This is a genomic window from Dactylosporangium siamense (assembly GCF_016862795.1).
GTDB lineage: Bacteria > Actinomycetota > Actinomycetes > Mycobacteriales > Micromonosporaceae > Dactylosporangium > Dactylosporangium siamense.
Map to the genome: position 1 here is coordinate 77,540 of NZ_BONQ01000166.1, position 16,799 is coordinate 94,338.

Here is a 16,799-nt window from a genome sequence, read left to right on the forward strand (position 1 = left end):
CTAGACCTAGCACCCCCGCTAGCACTCAATCCAGCACCTGATCAGCGCGCTAGTACCTAGCAGCGCCGACCCCTCATGCCCTCAAACTGCTCCGTGGAGGCGTTTCGTGGACTCCCTCGCCCTGCTAGCCACCCTCGCCATCGCCGGTTACGCACTGTTGTACGTCCTGGCCTGCGCCGCCTTTCCGTTCGGCAACTGCCGCCGGTGCAAGGGCACCGGCAAGCTCCGCAACCCGTTCTTCCGGCGCATGTTCCGGCTCTGCCCTCGCTGCGACGGCACCGGCCGACGCGTCCGAATCGGCCGCCGCGTGTACGAGTACCTGCGCAGCGAACACCGCCAGGGCACCCGATGAGCCGGCGGCCCGGTGAGCACCCGGAGTGGTGCGCTGGCGGGCACCGATGCGGGTTCGGCGAGCACCGCGCTCAGCCGGTCACCCTCGACGCTCCCGGCCTCGGCCGCGTCGTCCTGACCCGAGTCCAGGGCAGCGACGGCCGCGAACACGCCGAGGTCCGCCTCACCGTCGCGCTCGCCAGCGCGGAACCCGTTGCCAGGCAACAACTCGTGGCCCTGACGAACGATCTCGACACCGTCCTGTCCCGCGCCGGGTACGCCAGCGCCCGCCCGGCCCGCCGCGTCGCCTAGCCCTTCGACTGAGAGGAGTCGCCAACGTGACCCGACAAACGCACGACCACGCGGCCGAGCAAGCCGTCCTCGGCGCCGCACTGCTTGCCCCGCACGTCGTCGGTGACCTGGCCGCCACGCTCAACCCGGAGGACTTCCACCGCCCGGCGCACGCCGTGCTGTGGCAGATCCTCATCGACCGACACGCCGCCGGGCAACCGGTCGACCCGATCACGATCGCCGCGTACCTCACCGAGAGCGGCGACTTGGGCAAGGTCGGCGGCGCCGCCTACCTGCACACCCTCATGCAGGCCACGCCCAGCGCCGCGAACGCCAGCCACTACGCGGGCATCGTCGCCGACCACGCCCGGCGCCGACAGGTGGTCGAGCTGGGCGCGCAACTGGCCCAGCTCGCCACGTCGGGCGCCGACGTGGCCGACGTGGTGGCCGCCGGCCGCAGCATGCTCGACACCGCGACCGGCGGGGGTTGGCCAACGCTGATCCCGCTCGGCACCGGCCGGCACCTGCCGGCGTTCCCGGCCGAGGCACTGCCGGGCTGGGTGGCCGACATGGCGTTCGCCGTCGCCGAGTTCACCCAGACCCCGGTCGACGCCGCCGGCTCGATCGCCCTGGCCGCGCTGTCGACCGCTGCCGGCGGACGGGCCGAGGTGGAGGTGCGCGGCTCGTGGCGTGAGCCGACGAACCTGTACACGGTCGTCGTGCTCCCGCCGGGTTCCCGGAAGTCGGCGGTGTTCGCTGCGATGATCGGTCCGCTGCTGGACGCGGAACGTCGACTGGTGGAACTCGCTCGGCCGGCGATCGTGGAGGCCGAGTTGGCGGCGAAGGTCGCGGGCAAGACGGCCGAACGCGCGGCCAACGCCGCCGCCAGTTCCGACGATCGCGGGGCGCTGCTCGCTGAGGCCTCCGCCGCTGCGCAGGAAGCCGCAGAGGTGATCGTTCCGGCGCTGCCGCAGCTCGTCGCCGACGACATCACCAGCGAGACCGCCGCCGCGCTGCTCGCTGCCCAAGGTGGCCGGCTCGCTGTGCTCTCCCCGGAAGGTGGCATCTTCGCCACCATCGCTGGCCGGTACTCCGGGACGCCCAACCTGGAGGTGTTCCTCAAGGGGCACGCCGGCGACATGATGCGCGTCGGCCGGCTGTCTCGCGACGCCAACCACGTAGACCGGCCTGCGCTCACCCTCGGCCTGGCCGTGCAGCCCGAGATCCTCCGCGACATTGCCCAGATGCCGGGCTTCCGTGGCCTCGGTCTCCTCGCCCGACTCCTGTTCGCGGTCCCCGTGAACACGGTCGGCTGGCGCAACGTCGATGTCGACCCGGTTCCGGCGTCGGTCGCGGCGACGTACGCGGCGAACCTGACCACGCTCGTCCTCACCCTCGCCGACTGGACCGACCCGGCGGTCCTGCCGCTTACCCCGGACGCGAACGCTCGTGTGCTCGACATCCAACGGGCGGTGGAGCCTCGGCTCCGTCCCGGCGGTCCTTGGGGACACATCGTGGACTGGGGGAGCAAGTACACCGGCGCCGTGGTCCGTATCGCTGGGCTGATTCACCTCGGCGAGCACCTCCGTGACGGCTGGGGCAAACCGATCGACGCCGCCACCCTCGACCGCGCTGCGCTCATCGGCGAGTACTACGCCGCCCACGCCCTGGCCGCCTTCGATGACATGGGTGCCGACCCCACCACTCGCAACGCGGAAACGATCCTCGGCTGGATCGAGCGCACCGGGACGACGGCCTTCACCAAGCGGGACCTGTACCGCGCCGTCAAGAGTGCCCAATTCGCCAACGTTGCCGACCTCGACGGACCGCTCGGCGTGCTGGACGCGCATGGCTACGTCCGGCAGCTCGACCCGCCGGCCCGGTCAGCCAAAGGCGGCCGGCCACCTTCGCCGAGCTACCTCGTCCACCCCGACGTGCACCGGCCGGCCGGCACCGTCCACGCCCTCGACGCGCACCGGCGGGCCGCTTGACCCCACTGACAGAACTGCCACAACCGACACAACCCACGACCGGCCGACGTTCTGTCAGTTCTGGCAGTTCTGTCACGGCCCGTGCCGACCGCCGCGCCACTACCCAACCGGCCGACATCGCAACGGGGGAACTGCCGATGCCCACGAACCTCAGTGCCCGCGCCGGCCGCGGACTGCTCACCATCCCGGACGTCTGCGCCGAGCTGGGCGTGTCCCGCTCGACCTTCTACGACTGGCGTGCCAAGCGGAAGGCGCCCCCGTGCGTGAAGCTCCCGAACGGTGACCTCCGCGTCCGGCGCGCAGAACTCGACCGTTGGCTCGAATCGCTTGAGGACGTGGCCGCCTGATGAAGACCACCTTCGACGTACGGATCTGGGCAATCGACGTCTACAAGGGCACCGAGACGACCACGTACAAGGTGGTCTGGGTGGTCGACGGCCGGCGCCGGAAGGAGCCGTTCAAGACGGCGGCGCTCGCCGAGAGCTTCCGGTCCGAACTGGTGACGGCGGCCCGCAAGGGTGAGGCGTTCGATATCGCATCCGGCCGTCCGGTGTCGTCGCTCAGGAACGACACGATGTCCTGGTACGAGTTCGCCTGCAAGTTCGTGGACATGAAGTGGCCGCACGTCGCAGCCACCACCCGCCGGACGCATGCGGAGGCGATGACGGCGATCACGCCCGCGCTGTTCACCACGACCCGGGGTAAGCCCAACGATAAGTTGATCCGCAAGGCGCTCAGCCGGTGGGCGTTCAACACGCAACAACGCGGCGCCGAGGAGAAGCCTCAGGACGTGGCCGACGCCCTGAAGTGGGTTAGCCGCAATACCCGACCGGTGTCCGCGCTCGCCGATCCGAAGGTGCTCCGGCCACTGCTGAACTCGCTTGCGGTCCGTCTCGACGGCCAGGCCGCCGCGCCCAGCGTCATCAGCCGTCGCCGGAAGATTCTCAACACGAGCGTTGAGTACGCCGTCGAACTCAGGCTCTTGGACGCGAACCCCATTCCGGCGCTGAAATGGAAGCCGCCAAAGCCTGTTCAGGTGGTCGATCGACGCGCGGTCCCGAACCCGGTTCAGGCACGGACGCTCATCAACGCGGTGCGAGACAAAGTTCCGGCCGGTGCTCACCTGGCCGCATTTTTCGGATGCCTGTACTTCGCCGGAATGCGGCCCGAGGAAGCCGTTGCACTCAAGCGCTCGAATCTTCATCTCCCGAAAGAGGGGTGGGGCGAGTTCGAATTCGGCGAGGCCGAACCGCACGCGGGCAAGGAATGGACGGACAGCGGCGAGAACCGCGACCGACGGCAACTCAAGCAACGCGAGGTGGGGGAGCGGCGTATCGCGCCGTGCCCGCCCGAGCTGACCGCGCTCATCCACTGGCACCTGGACGAGTTCGGCACCGGGGCCGGCGGCCGGCTGTTCGTCGGCGAGCGCAACCGCAACGAGCTGCCCAAGCGAACCATCACCACGACCTGGCGCTTGGCCCGCGAGTACGTGTTCCCTCCGGAGATCCTGGAGACGCCTCTGGCAAAGCGTCCCTACGACCTGCGGCACGCGGCCGTCTCGACGTGGCTCAACGGTGGCGTGCCGCCCACCGACGTCGCTCTGTGGGCCGGCCAGTCGGTGGAGATCCTGTTCCGGATCTATGCCTCCTGCCTCGACAAAGGCACGGAGATCCTCCGTCGACGGGTCAGCGCAGCGCTGGGCTACTGACCTCCCCAGGGCCGCCCCCGCTTGGGGGCGTATTGGGGGCGGACCGCCGATCATGGCGAGATTAAGCCGGTGACAGCCGGACATACGAGCGAAGCCCTTGACCACAGAAATGCTGGTCAAGGGCTTCGTTTTTGCTGATCAGAGCCACTTCAAGAAGTGTGCCCCCGGCAGGATTCGAACCTGCGCCCCCGCCTCCGGAGGGCGGTGCTCTATCCCCTGAGCTACGGGGGCCTTGCGGCCTCGCAAAGAATAACAGATCCGCTGTGGCGCCTGAGTCAGGAGGGGAGGGGTTCGGCGCCGAGGTCCTTGAGCTTCTCGGTGAGGGCGGTGATGTCGTACTGCTGGGACACCCGCATCTTCTCGGCGCCGTCGCGGACCTCGGTGGTGGAGGCCTTCTCGGCGGCGGTCTCTGACATGTGGATGCCGCCCAGGTGGTGGCGGAGCATGAGCTGGCACCACATGGTGTCGAAGTCCTTGCCGGTGGCGGACTTCAGCTTCTTGAGCTCGTCCTGGGAGGCCATGCCGGGCATGCGGCCGTCCGGCTGGAGGGCGTTCTTGCCGTCGGGCATCCAGGACATCGGGGCGTTGTCCGTGTTGGGGGACAGGTGCCAGTGGGTCAGCCAGGTCTGCATCTGGCCGATCTGCCACTGCTGGCTGGTGGCCATGTCGTAGCCCAGGGTGCGGATGTCGTCGGTGGAGCCGAGGCGGTACGCGAACATGGCCATCTCGACCGCCTGAGCGTGGTGGACGCTCATGTCGCGGGCGAAGCCGGCGTCGACGGAGTCCTCGCCGGGGGCGCGCAGGGTCGGGATGAGGTATCCGACGGAGACGCCCACGGCGAGGAGGAGAACGGCGGCGAGCACGCCCAGGGTCAGGCGTGCCCGCGCCGTGAGTTGTCCGAACATGGGTCGGTGCTCAGCCGCCCGTGCCCGGCTGCTGCTGGGTGGCGTCCTTGCCGAGGTCGCGCGGCACGGTGCCGGTCTCGGTGATGATGTCACCGCTGGAGCAGGGGGTGCCGGGCTCGAGGCTGGCGTTCTGGCGGAGCGCCTTGATGAACTCGTCGACGCGGGCGTCGCTGGCCTTGTCGACCTGCAGCTGGTAGCCCCAGGCCTGCAGGGAGATCGGCTTGGCCTGGCCCTCGTAGGGGCTCATCATCAGGAAGTCCTTGCCGCGGACCTTCTTCGCGAGCGCTTCGACCTGGTCGGCCGGCAGGTTGGGCTGGTAGGTGATCCAGACCGAACCGTGCTCCATCGCGTGCAGGGCGTGCTCGGTGGCGATCGGTGCGGTGTACACGTCGCCGAGGCAGCGCTGCCAGTTCTGGTTGTGGTTGCCGGAGACCGGGGGGTTCGCGATGCTCAGGTCGTACTTCTGCTGACCCCAGACGTGGCTGCGCTCTTCGGTGTAGGCCTTGTTGATCTTGCGGAAGTCCTTGATGCCGTCGATGCGATCGGCGCGCTGCTGGACGGTGAGACCGTTCTCGTTGACCTGGTAGACGGCGAAGCCCACGATGCCGAGGGCCAGCAGGCCGACCACCGAGAACAGGATGATCGGGCCCCATGCGGCGCCCTGCTTCACCTTCACCGGGGCGACCTTGCGCGCGGCCGGGCGGCCGGCGGGGCGCTTCCCGGCCGGGGCGGTCTTGCGCGCCGGGGCGGACTTGCGGGGGCTCGCCTTCGGCTTGCCGAGCGAGACCGGCGCGTCCTCCTCCTCGGCCGCGGCCGAGGCCTCGTCGGAGGTGGTCTCGTCGAGATCCAAGGGCTCCTCGTCGCCGCCCTGCTTCGGCTTGGCGCCGGCCACGGGCTTGGTCGACGGCTTGCGGTTGCCGCCGCCGTGCTGGGTGCTCATGCTCATGTCGTCGCCTCGCAACGCTCAGCGTTGTGCTCGCTCATCGGGCCTCGTCTGGTCAACGGTCGGGGGGTCGGGCGGGACGCGGGGTCGGTGAACACCGCCGGAGCGGCCGTCCCGCATTGTGACCAGCAGAACGGGCCGCCGCCAAGTACCGGAGTCTACCCCCGATAACATTTGTCGGTGACTCCCGCTGAACTCGCCGTAGCAGTCCTCGAAGCCGCCCGGGCGGCGCTTACTGAGCGTGACCTCGACGCGTCCGTTCTTCCTGCGACGACCAGCGTGGAGCGACCGCGAAACCCGGAGCATGGTGACTATGCGTCGAATATCGCCCTGCAGTTGGGCAAGAAGGTCGGGCTGAACCCGCGCGAGCTCGCCACGGCGGTCGCGAAAAACTTGCAGGAAACTCCCGGGATCGATGCCGTGGAGATCGCCGGGCCCGGGTTTCTCAACATCCGGTTGTCGGCGGCCGCGGCCGGTGAGCTGGCGCGGATCGTGGTGACGGCCGGCCGGGCGTATGGGCGCAGCGACACCCTCGCCAAGGAGAAGGTCAACCTGGAGTTCGTCTCGGCGAACCCCACGGGGCCGGTCCACCTGGGGCACACCCGCTGGGCGGCGGTCGGCGACGCGCTCGGCCGGATCCTGTCGGCGGCCGGCGCCGAGGTGACCCGCGAGCACTACATCAACGACGCCGGCGTGCAGATGGCCCGCTTCGGCGAGTCGGTGAAGGCCGCGGCCAACAACCAGCCGACGCCGCCGGACGGGTATCCGGGCGAGTATATTCAGGACATTGCACGAAAAATCACCACGGAAAATCCGGATATTACGAGCAAAAGCCAGGAAGAGCAGGCAATCGCGTTCCAGGGCGAGGGCTACAAGGCCATGCTCAAGGAGATGCAGGACAGCCTGGAGCGGTTCGGCGTCCACTTCGACGTCTGGTTCTCCGAGAAGACCCTGCACGACGGCGGCGCGGTCGAGCACGCCCTCGACGAGCTGCGCAAGCAGGGCCACATCTTCGAGGCCGACGGCGCGATCTGGCTGCGCACCACCGAGTTCGGCGACGACAAGGACCGGGTGCTGATCCGGTCCAACGGCGAGAAGACGTATTTCGCCGCCGACGCCGCGTACTACATCAACAAGCGTGAGCGGGGCTTCGACCGCTGCATCTACATGCTCGGCGCCGACCACCACGGATACATCGGGCGGTTGAAGGCGATCGCGGCCTGCGCCGGCGACGACCCGGAGAAGAACATCGAGGTGCTGATCGGCCAGCTGGTCAGCCTGCTGCGCGGTGGCGAGCCGGTCCGGCTCAGCAAGCGCGCCGGCACGCTGATCACGCTCGACGAGCTGATCGAGGTCGTCGGGGTCGACGCCGCGCGGTATTCCCTCGCCCGCTCCTCGACCGACTCGCCGCTCACCCTCGACATCGAGGTGATCACGCGGCAGAAGAACGACAACCCGGTCTTCTACGTCCAGTACGTCGGCGCACGCACCGCCTCCGTCGCCCGCAACGCGGCCGAGCTCGGGCTGCACCGCACCGACACCTATGAGCCGGGGCTGCTGGTCCACGACAAGGAGCTCGACCTGCTCAAGGCGCTCGGTGACTTCCCGGCGGTGGTCGCCACGGCCGCGGAGCTGCGCGAGCCGCATCGCGTGGCACGCTATCTGGAGGAGCTCGCGGGGTCCTACCACCGCTTCTACGACAACTGCCGGGTGTTGCCGCAGGGCGACGAGCCCATCACGGAGACCAACCGGGCGCGGCTGTGGCTCAACGACGCGACGCGCCAGGTCATCGTCAACGGGCTCGACCTGCTCGGCGTCTCAGCACCGGAACGGATGTAAGCAAATGCGTGCACATGAGGCCGGAGCGCTGCACGGGGACCTGGGCTTCAGCGGCCCCTCCTGGCTGCGCACCCCGCAGGACGTCAACGCCCTCGTGCCCCAGCTCTGGCCCAGAACGGTCGAGCGCACAGCAGGTGGCGAAATGGCCGTCGGCGGGGTGAATATCCGGAAAATCGCCGAACAGCACGGCACCCCCGCGTACGTCCTCGACGAGGAAGACTTCAGAAGCCGCTGCAGGGCGTTCAAGGAGGCCTTCGGCGGCGCCGAGGTCTTCTACGCCGGCAAGGCCTTCATCGCCACCCACATCGTCAGGATCCTCGTCGAGGAGGGCCTGTCCCTGGACGTGTGCACCGGCGGCGAGCTTGCCGTCGCGCTGCGGGGCGGCATGCCGCCGGAGCGCATCGGCCTGCACGGCAACAACAAGTCGGTCGCCGAGCTCACCAGGGCCGTCGAGGCCGGGGTGGGCCGGATCATCGTCGACTCCTTCGACGAGATCGACCGCCTGACCACGATCGCCAAGCAGACAGGCACCAGGCCGAAGGTCATGGTCCGGGTCACCGTCGGCGTCGAGGCGCACACCCACGAGTACATCGCCACCGCCCACGAGGACCAGAAGTTCGGCTTCTCCCTCTCCGGCGGCGCCGCGGCCGCCGCGGTCGACAGGATCATCACCGAACAGGCACTCGAACTGCGCGGCCTGCACTCCCACATCGGCTCGCAGATCTTCGACACGTCCGGCTTCGAGGTCTCCGCCCGCCGGCTCCTGCAGCTGCAGGCCGCCATCCACGACAAGCACGGCATCGAGCTGCCCGAGCTGGACCTCGGCGGCGGGTTCGGCATCGCGTACACCACGCAGGACACCCCGGCGGAGCCGCGGGACCTGGCCACGGACCTGATGCGGATCGTCAAGCAGGAATGCGCGGCGCTGCAGCTCAGCGTGCCGCACCTGTCGATCGAGCCGGGCCGGGCGATCGTGGGTCCGGCGATGTTCACCCTGTACGAGGTCGGCACGGTCAAGGACGTCGACGGCATCCGCACGTACGTCTCCGTCGACGGCGGCATGAGCGACAACATCCGCACCGCGCTCTACGACGCCGCGTATTCGGCGACCCTGGCCGGCCGGGCCTCCACCGAACCGCCGATTCTCGCCCGCGTGGTGGGAAAACATTGCGAGGCCGGGGACATCATCGTGAAGGATGAGTTCCTGCCGGCCGACGTTCGCGCCGGAGATCTTCTTGCGGTGCCGGGCACGGGCGCCTACTGCCGCAGCATGGCGAGCAACTACAACCACGTCCCCCGTCCGCCGGTGGTGGCGGTGGTTGACGGGGAGTCGCGGGTCATCGTCCGCCGGGAGACCGAGGACGACCTGCTCAAACTGGACGTGGGGTGACCATGAGTGTGAAGGTGGCGCTGCTTGGCTGCGGGACGGTCGGCGCGGAGGTCGTCCGGCTGCTCCACGAGCACGAGCGGGACCTGACGGCCCGCATCGGCGCGCCGCTGGAGCTCGTCGGCGTCGCCGTGCGCCGCGCCGGCCGGGCCCGTGACCTGCCGATCGACCCGGCGCTGTTCACCACCGACGCGCTCGGCCTGGTCAAACGCGACGACGTCGACGTGGTCGTCGAGGTCGTCGGCGGCATCGAACCGGCCCGCACCTGGCTGCTCGAGGCGCTGCGCGCCGGCAAGAGCGTCGTCACGGCCAACAAGGCGCTGCTCGGCGAGGACGGCGCGACGCTGCACAAGGCCGCCGCCGAGGCCGGCACCGACCTGTACTACGAGGCGTCCGTCGCGGGCGCGATCCCGCTGCTGCGCCCCCTGCGCGACTCGCTGCACGGCGACCGCATCACCCGCGTCACCGGCATCGTCAACGGCACCACCAACTTCATCCTGTCCTCGATGGACAGCACCGGCGCAGGTTTCGCCGAGGCCCTCGAGGAGGCCACCGCGCTGGGCTACGCCGAAGCCGACCCGACCGCCGACGTCGAGGGCTTCGACGCCGCCGCCAAGGCCGCGATCCTGGCGTCCATGGCGTTCCACACCCGGGTCACCGCCGCCGACGTGCACCGCGAGGGCATCACCGAGGTCACCGCCGCCGACATGGCCAGCGCCAAGGCCATGGGCTGCACGATCAAGCTGCTGTGCATCGCCACCAAGCAGGACGACGCGGTCTCGGTGCGCGTGCACCCGGCGATGATCCCGCGCACGCACCCCCTCGCGGGCGTCGGCGACGCGTTCAACGCCGTCTTCGTCGAGGCCGAGGCCGCCGGTCAGCTCATGTTCTACGGCCGTGGCGCGGGCGGCGCCCCCACCGCCAGCGCGGTGCTGGGCGACCTCGTCGCCGTGTCGCGCAACCGGCTCGCCGGTACCCACGCCGCATCGGAATCCGCGTATGCCGACCTGCCGATCCGCCCGATCGGCGACGCACTGACCCGGTATCACATCTCGCTGGACGTCGCGGACAAGGCCGGCGTGCTCGCCGCCGTCGCGGGCGTCTTCGCCAAGCACGGGGTCAGCATCGCGACCGTGCACCAGTCGGGCCGCGGCAACCAGGCCGTGCTGGTCATCGTCACGCACGCCGCCGCGGACCGCGCCCTCGCGGCCACCGTCGCCGAGCTGCGGGCCCTGGACATCGTTCGCGCCGTGGCGAGCGTCCTGCGTGTCGAAGGGGAGTAGCGCCATGTGGCGTGGATTGATCGAAGAGTTCCGGGACCGGTTACCGGTCGGACCGCAGACCCCGGTGGTGACCCTGCACGAGGGCAACACGCCCCTGCTGCCGGCGCCGGAGCTGTCCGCCCGCACGGGCTGCGACGTGTACCTCAAGGTCGAGGGCGCGAACCCGACCGGCTCCTTCAAGGACCGCGGCATGACCGTCGCCGTCTCCAAGGCCGTCGAGGAGGGCGCGAAGGCGATCATCTGCGCCTCCACCGGCAATACGTCGGCCTCCGCCGCCGCGTACGCCGCCCGCGCCGGCATCACCTGCGCCGTCCTCGTCCCCACCGGCAAGATCGCCCTCGGCAAGCTGGCCCAGGCCCTCGTCCACGGCGCCCGCCTCCTGCAGGTCTCCGGCAACTTCGACGACTGCCTGGCCCTCGCGTCGAAGCTCTCCCTCGACTTCCCGGTCTCCCTGGTCAACTCGGTCAACCCCGACCGTCTCGAGGGCCAGAAGACCGCCGCCTTCGAGATCGTCGCCGGGCTCGGCGACGCCCCGCACATCCACTGCCTCCCGGTCGGCAACGCCGGCAACATCAGCGCCTACTGGATGGGCTACCAGGAGGACTTCACGGCCGGCAACGCCACCCGCCGCCCGCGCATGTTCGGCTTCCAGGCCTCCGGCGCCGCCCCCATCGTCAACGGCGCCGTCGTCCGCGAACCCTCGACGATCGCCACCGCCATCCGCATCGGCAACCCCGCCTCCTGGACCAAGGCCGTCGACGCCCGCGACGAGTCCGGCGGCGTCATCCAGGCGGTGACCGACCGCGACATCCTGCAGGCGTACCGGCTGCTCGCCCGCTCCGTCGGCGTCTTCGTCGAGCTCGGCAGCGCGGCCTCCGTCGCGGGCCTGCTGCAGGCGAGCGGCCAGGGGCTCATCGAGCATGGGCAGACGATCGTCTGCACCGTCACCGGTCACGGGCTGAAGGACCCCGAGTGGGCGATCTCGACGGCACCCGCGCCGACGACGATCCCCGCCGACGCGCTCGCCGCAGCGAAGGCGCTCGATCTGGCCTGATGTTGCGGCCCGGGCCTGTGACGGTCCGGACTGCTGCTTCCGATTTGGCAGGCTCGGGTCCGCGGTGGTGCGGACCGTCGCTCCCGCCAGACACCGGGCCGGGGCCCAGCTTTCGCTGGCCCTGGCCCTGGCAGGTCCGCGAACAGTCGCGCAGCCACGACCTTCGGTCGTGAACAAGCCCGCGGCCGTGGACGGCCGCGACACGACCTGCGGCCGTGACGCGACGGTCGCTGTGGCGCGGGGCTGGGCGGGGCCGAGCGCTGGCCCACGTTGACCTTGGCCCACGTTGACCTTGGACACTTTGTCAGGCCCCAGGGTGTCAAAGTGTCCAAGGTCAACTGCTACCCGCGCCCGCCCTGCCCGCCGCGATGACCTTGGAGACTTTGACTGGTCAGAGCGAGTCAAAGTCTCCAAGGTCAACTGGAGGCGGGGTCCTCGTCGGAGTCCGGGAAGTCGGCCGGGTCAGTGGCGTCGGTGGCGTCGGGGGAGGCGGCAGAGGGGCGGGGGGCACGGCCGGCCTGGCGCAGGGCGAGTCGCAGCGCGAACTCGATCTGCGCGTTCACGCTGCGCAGGTCGTCAGCGGCCCACCGGGCGACCGCGTCGTAGACCTGCGGGTCGAGGCGCAGGAGCAGCTTCTTGCGTTCGGCCACGGCCACAGACCTCAGCTGTACAGCGAGCCGGTGTTGACGACCGGCTGGACGTTGCGGTCGCCGCAGAGCACGACGAGCAGGTTCGCCACCATCTGGGCCTTGCGCTCCTCGTCGAGCTCGACGACCTCCAGCTCGCGCAGGCGGTCCAGGGCGCTCTGCACCATACCGACGGCGCCCTCGACGATCTTGAAGCGGGCACCGACGATCGCGCTGGCCTGCTGGCGGGCGAGCATGGCCTGGGCGATCTCCGGGGCGTACGCGAGGTGCGTGATCCGCGACTCGAGGATCTCGACGCCGGCGAGGACGGCGCGTTCGCCGAGCTCGGTCGTCAGCTCCTCGCTGACGACGGTGCCCTCGCGGAGGCTGGTCCGGCCGTCGTCGTGCGACTCGTACGGGTAGCTCGTCGCCAGGTGCCGCACGGCGGCCTCGGCCTGGACGGCGACGTAGGAGATGTGGTCGTCGACGCCGAAGGACGCCTTGAACGTGTCCACGACGCGCCAGACGACCACGGCGGCGATCTCCACCGGGTTGCCGTCGGCGTCGGAGACCTTCAGCCGGGCCGTCTCGAAGTTGCGCACGCGCAGGGAGACGCGGCGCTTCGAGCTGAACGGCACGGTCCAGTGGAATCCGGCGGTCTGGATGGTGCCGATGTAGCGGCCGAAGAACTGCACGACCCGGGACTCGTTCGGGTTGACGACGGTGAAGCCCGTCATGAGCAGCACGGCAAGGGTGACCGTGAGCGCGACGAGCACGCCGGCGGTGTCCTCGGGCTGTCCGGCCACGACGGCGACCACCCCGCCGATCAGCGCGAGCAGGACGAGCAGGATCAGGAACCCGGGCGCGCGAAACGCTCGTCTTTCCATGACAGCCTCCCAAACGAAGTAGCTATCGGAGTGATATCACTACGATAGCGCACGGCGCCCGAACACAGTGACCGCCGCCCATCCGATCGCGTAGACGAGCGTCACAGCGCCGCAGACCGCGATCAGCAGGCGTGGGTCGACGCGGTCGACGAACGCGCCGACGATCAGCTGGGACGCCCCGACCGCGAGCAGGGCGAGCATGACGTCGGTGGCGAAGACCCGGCCGCGCAGCGCGTCCGGGACCTCGGTCTGCAGCGCGAAGTTGGACATCATCCAGTTGCCGCCGGCGGCCAGGTGCGCGACGGTCACCCCGACCAGGACCAGCGGAAACCAGGGGGAGGTGCTGACGGCGAGGTACGTCAGGCCGTACACCGACATCGACACCGCCAGGCCCGGCAGCAGCCACGACGGGTGGGTGAGCACCCGGCGCAGCACGAACGGGCCGATCAGCGCGCCCAGCCCGCGTGCCGCGAACAGCAGTCCCACGCCGAGCGGGCCTACCCCGTACAGGGCGGCGAGCAGCGGAAACGTGGTCAGCACGCCGTTGCCCAGCCCGACCGCGGCCTTGACCGTGACCAGCGAGGCGACCCTCGGGTGCCTGCGGATGTATCGCACCGCCTCGCCGATCTCCGGCCGGACCGCCGGCCGGGCGGCCTGCAGCGGACGGCGGACCCGGGCGACCTGCGCCGAAGCCAGGAAGCACAGCGCGCTGGAGACGGCGAAGCACCAGTACGGGCCGAACACCGCCGACGCGATCCCGCCCAGCGAGGCGCCGACGACCAGCATCGTGCCCCACGCCGAGCCGGACAGCGCGTTGGCCGCGGGCAGGTCCTCGGCGTCGACCACGTTCGGCAGGGCGGCGGAGGCGGCCGGCACGAAGAACGCCTTCGCCACGGCGATCACCGCGACGGCGAGCACCGCCAGCCACGCCGTCGCCGCGGTCCGCACGACCAGCAGCGCGAGGGTGGCGACGGCCATCGCGACCTCGGCGGTGATGAGGATCCGGCGCCGGTCGAAGCGGTCGGCGATCACCCCCGCGTAGGGCTGCAGCAGCGCGATGACACCGACGTCCGCGGCGAGGATCAGCGCGCCCCAGAGCCCGGAGCCGGTCAGCTGCAACAGGAGTGAGAGCAGCGGGATCTGCACGAACCAGTCGGCGCCGAGCCCGATCAGGTCGGCGGAGAACAGGCGGCGGAAGTCGCGGTTGCGGGCCAGGATCGACAATGTGGGCGGCACCGGCCCACCTTAGGGGCCCGTCCGGAAGCCGTGATCTCATTATCCGTATGGCTCTGCTGTCCACCCCGGTCACCGTCCGCGTGCCCGCGACGAGCGCGAACCTCGGACCCGGCTTCGACGCGCTCGGGCTGGCACTGTCGCTGCACGACGAGGTCGAGGCGCGCGTCGCCGGCGACGGGGTGACCGTCGAGGTCATCGGCGAGGGCGCCGGCGACCTGCCGGGCGACGAGAGCCACCTGGTCGTGCGGGCCATGCGGCGGGTGTTCGACGAGCTGGGGGAGCGGCCCGCCGGGCTGGCCCTGCGCTGCCGCAACCACATCCCGCAGGCGCGCGGGATGGGCTCGTCCTCGGCCGCGATCGTGGCCGGGGTGACCCTGGCCCGCGCCCTCGTGAGCGACGGTGCCGAGCGGCTCGGCGGCCATGACCTGCTCCGGATCGCCGCAGAGCTCGAAGGGCACCCGGACAACGTGGCGCCGTGCCTGCTGGGCGGCATGACGATCGCCTGGACCGAGGATTCGGGTGCGGCGGCGGTACGGGTGGATCCCGCCGCCTCGATCCGCCCCTACGTGTTCGTGCCGCAGGAGCGCGGGCTGACCGAGGTCGCCAGGGCCGCGCTCCCGGCGACCGTGCCGCACGCGGACGCCGCGCTCAACGCCGGCCGGGCCGCGCTGCTCGTCCATGCGATCACCGTCGATCCGTCGCACCTGTTCGTGGCGACCGAGGACCGGCTGCACCAGGGGTATCGGGCACCGTCCATGCCCGGCAGCGCCGAGCTGGTCGCGACGCTGAGGAAAGCGGGCGTCGCGGCCGTCATCTCCGGCGCCGGCCCGAGCGTCCTGGCCCTCGCCACGGGCGGCTGGGCGCCGTCGCCGTCGCCGGGTTGGCGGGTATTGCCGCTCGATGTCGATCTGGTGGGTGCCCTCGTCGGGGTTGACCTGGTGTGGGGTACGCTGGAACACGCCGATCGGGACCCTGTTGCCGCTGGCTAGGTGAGTTGATTACTCTCTAGTCCTACGCAGCCGCTCCGTGCGGCGATCTCATGCGGGGCGGCGTGCTCCGATTTCCGTGGCACCCCTTGCGCACGCCCGGCCGCCAACCCGCGTCTCATGTGGTCGCGCGCGCACGGCTGGGCCAGGCCGCAGATGGTGGCGCCCGGCTCACCCGCACAGCGCTGCAACACCTCCCGCTCCGCTCGATCGCAGCGAGGCGGGAGCCCCCGGGCCGCCCGGCCACCGTGTCTCGTCTCCGGGCATCCCGGCCTAACGAGGGAAGGAATCCATTGAGCGACACCACCGACGTCACGTCGGATGTCTCGAGCGACCGCGCCGCGGTCGAGGCCGACGGCGCCGAGGCCGGGGCGACGCGTCGGCGCCGCTCAGGCACCGGGTTGTCCGGCATGCTGCTGCCTGAGCTGCAGAGCCTGGCCGCCTCGTTGGGCATCTCCGGCACCGCGCGGATGCGCAAGGGTGAGCTGGTGACGGCCATCCAGGAGCGTCAGGCCGGCGAGTCGCGCCCCGCCGCCGCTGCCACCACTTCGGCTGCCCCTGCCGCCACGGCCGCCCCCGCCCGGGCCGCCCGGGCCGAGGCGCGGACCGCCGAGCCGTCGGAGCAGGACTGGCCGTCCGCCACGCAGGGCGCGGCTGAGGCTCCTGTTGCCCGTTCCCCTCGCCGGGCCACCAGGGCCGCCGGGCCGCCGGAGCCGCGGGCGACCGCGTCGGCCGCGTCGGCCGCCGAGGCCCCCGCCGCTCCCGCCGCCGTGGAGCAGGCCGCCGAGCCGACCGCAGAGCCCGCCGCCGAGGCCGCCGAGCGTCCGGCCCGCACCCGGAGCGCCCGGGCCGAGCGCACCGCCGAGCGGGTGGAGCGCGCCGAGCGTCCTGAGCGCGCCGAGCGGACCGAGCGTCCTGAGCGCGCCGAGCGCACCGAACGCGCGGCCGAGCGCGCCGAGCGTCCGGAGCGGGCCGAGCGCCCGGAGCGGGCCGAGCGTGGTGAGCGCGCCGAACGCGGCGAGCGCACCGAGCGTGGTGAGCGGGCCGAGCGCAACGACCGGGCCGAGCGCACCGGCGAGCGGACCGCGGAGCGCACCGACCGCAACAGCGGCGGCGACCGCGGCGACCGCGCCGCCGGCGACCGCAACCAGCGCGGCAGCTTCAACCAGGCCGAGGACGACGGCGACGACGACGGCACCGGCCGGCGCGGGCGCCGCAGCCGGTTCCGGGACCGCCGCCGCGGCCGTGACCGCGACGGCGAGCAGGTGCAGCCGGCCGGCGCCGCGACCGCCCGTGGTGGTGGCAACGAGCCGCAGGTCAGCGACGACGACAT

At 71.0% G+C, this 16,799-nt stretch carries 16 protein-coding genes and 1 tRNA gene; 11 read left to right on the forward strand and 6 right to left on the reverse strand.

Annotation, left to right across the window (positions count from 1 at the left end):
- Positions 1–106 precede the first annotated feature (106 nt).
- The 5 genes from Dsi01nite_RS50035 to Dsi01nite_RS50055 all read left to right on the forward strand — a co-directional run bounded on the left by Dsi01nite_RS50035 (position 107) and on the right by Dsi01nite_RS50055 (position 4,320).
- On the forward strand, positions 107–352 hold the full coding sequence (locus Dsi01nite_RS50035; protein ID WP_203853562.1) for a hypothetical protein: 246 nt from the start codon (positions 107–109) through the stop codon (positions 350–352).
- Positions 349–642, forward strand: coding sequence for a hypothetical protein (locus Dsi01nite_RS50040; protein WP_203853563.1), 294 nt, complete (start codon positions 349–351; stop codon positions 640–642). Before Dsi01nite_RS50035 ends, Dsi01nite_RS50040 begins: the two co-directional genes overlap by 4 nt.
- 26 nt (positions 643–668) lie before the next feature.
- Positions 669–2,612: a DUF3987 domain-containing protein gene (locus Dsi01nite_RS50045; protein WP_203853564.1), complete on the forward strand. Its 1,944-nt coding sequence runs from the start codon at positions 669–671 to the stop codon at positions 2,610–2,612.
- Between the two features lie 137 nt (positions 2,613–2,749).
- Positions 2,750–2,959, forward strand: coding sequence for a helix-turn-helix transcriptional regulator (locus tag Dsi01nite_RS50050; protein WP_203853565.1), 210 nt, complete (start codon positions 2,750–2,752; stop codon positions 2,957–2,959).
- On the forward strand, positions 2,959–4,320 hold the full coding sequence (locus Dsi01nite_RS50055) for a tyrosine-type recombinase/integrase (protein WP_203853566.1): 1,362 nt from the start codon (positions 2,959–2,961) through the stop codon (positions 4,318–4,320). The genes Dsi01nite_RS50050 and Dsi01nite_RS50055 overlap by 1 nt, the downstream gene beginning before the upstream one ends.
- 159 nt (positions 4,321–4,479) lie before the next feature.
- Here the strand turns inward: Dsi01nite_RS50055 and Dsi01nite_RS50060 are convergent.
- From Dsi01nite_RS50060 to Dsi01nite_RS50070, 3 genes are all read right to left on the reverse strand, one after another.
- Positions 4,480–4,551: transfer RNA gene (locus tag Dsi01nite_RS50060), tRNA-Arg, on the reverse strand.
- A 44-nt stretch (positions 4,552–4,595) separates the two neighbouring features.
- Positions 4,596–5,225: a DUF305 domain-containing protein gene (locus Dsi01nite_RS50065; RefSeq protein WP_203853567.1), complete on the reverse strand. Its 630-nt coding sequence runs from the start codon at positions 5,223–5,225 to the stop codon at positions 4,596–4,598.
- A 10-nt stretch (positions 5,226–5,235) separates the two neighbouring features.
- Positions 5,236–6,171, reverse strand: coding sequence for a thioredoxin-like domain-containing protein (locus Dsi01nite_RS50070; RefSeq protein WP_239136961.1), 936 nt, complete (start codon positions 6,169–6,171; stop codon positions 5,236–5,238).
- A 177-nt stretch (positions 6,172–6,348) separates the two neighbouring features.
- Between Dsi01nite_RS50070 and argS the strand changes: the two genes are divergently transcribed.
- From argS to thrC, 4 genes are read left to right on the forward strand one after another with little or no spacing between them, the layout of a single operon-like run.
- The gene (gene argS / locus Dsi01nite_RS50075) at positions 6,349–8,007 is read left to right on the forward strand and encodes an arginine--tRNA ligase (RefSeq protein WP_203853568.1); all 1,659 of its coding nucleotides are present in this window, start codon (positions 6,349–6,351) and stop codon (positions 8,005–8,007) included.
- Between the two features lie 4 nt (positions 8,008–8,011).
- Complete coding sequence (gene lysA, locus Dsi01nite_RS50080; RefSeq protein WP_203853569.1) at positions 8,012–9,397, forward strand: diaminopimelate decarboxylase; 1,386 nt, start codon at positions 8,012–8,014, stop codon at positions 9,395–9,397.
- A gap of 8 nt (positions 9,398–9,405) precedes the next feature.
- Positions 9,406–10,677 carry a homoserine dehydrogenase gene (locus tag Dsi01nite_RS50085; protein WP_203853582.1) on the forward strand — a complete coding sequence of 424 codons (1,272 nt, stop codon included), beginning with the start codon at positions 9,406–9,408 and terminating at the stop codon, positions 10,675–10,677.
- Positions 10,678–10,681: 4 nt separating this feature from the next.
- On the forward strand, positions 10,682–11,731 hold the full coding sequence (thrC, locus tag Dsi01nite_RS50090; RefSeq protein WP_203853570.1) for a threonine synthase: 1,050 nt from the start codon (positions 10,682–10,684) through the stop codon (positions 11,729–11,731).
- Positions 11,732–12,147: 416 nt separating this feature from the next.
- Here thrC and Dsi01nite_RS50095 read toward each other — a convergent pair whose 3' ends face one another.
- The 3 genes from Dsi01nite_RS50095 to Dsi01nite_RS50105 are packed head-to-tail and all read right to left on the reverse strand — an operon-like array spanning position 12,148 to position 14,480.
- On the reverse strand, positions 12,148–12,381 hold the full coding sequence (locus Dsi01nite_RS50095) for a type II toxin-antitoxin system antitoxin (RefSeq protein WP_203853583.1): 234 nt from the start codon (positions 12,379–12,381) through the stop codon (positions 12,148–12,150).
- An 11-nt stretch (positions 12,382–12,392) separates the two neighbouring features.
- Entirely contained in the window at positions 12,393–13,244 is an 852-nt protein-coding gene (locus Dsi01nite_RS50100; protein WP_203853571.1) for an SPFH domain-containing protein, read from the reverse strand.
- Between the two features lie 39 nt (positions 13,245–13,283).
- Positions 13,284–14,480 carry an MFS transporter gene (locus tag Dsi01nite_RS50105; protein ID WP_203853572.1) on the reverse strand — a complete coding sequence of 399 codons (1,197 nt, stop codon included), beginning with the start codon at positions 14,478–14,480 and terminating at the stop codon, positions 13,284–13,286.
- Positions 14,481–14,521: 41 nt separating this feature from the next.
- Between Dsi01nite_RS50105 and thrB the strand changes: the two genes are divergently transcribed.
- Together thrB and Dsi01nite_RS50115 are read left to right on the forward strand one after the other, a co-directional pair.
- Positions 14,522–15,469: a homoserine kinase gene (gene thrB / locus Dsi01nite_RS50110; RefSeq protein WP_373318951.1), complete on the forward strand. Its 948-nt coding sequence runs from the start codon at positions 14,522–14,524 to the stop codon at positions 15,467–15,469.
- A 290-nt stretch (positions 15,470–15,759) separates the two neighbouring features.
- Positions 15,760–16,799, forward strand: a 1,040-nt coding sequence (locus Dsi01nite_RS50115; protein ID WP_203853574.1) for a Rho termination factor N-terminal domain-containing protein, incomplete at its 3' end; no start/stop codon positions are given.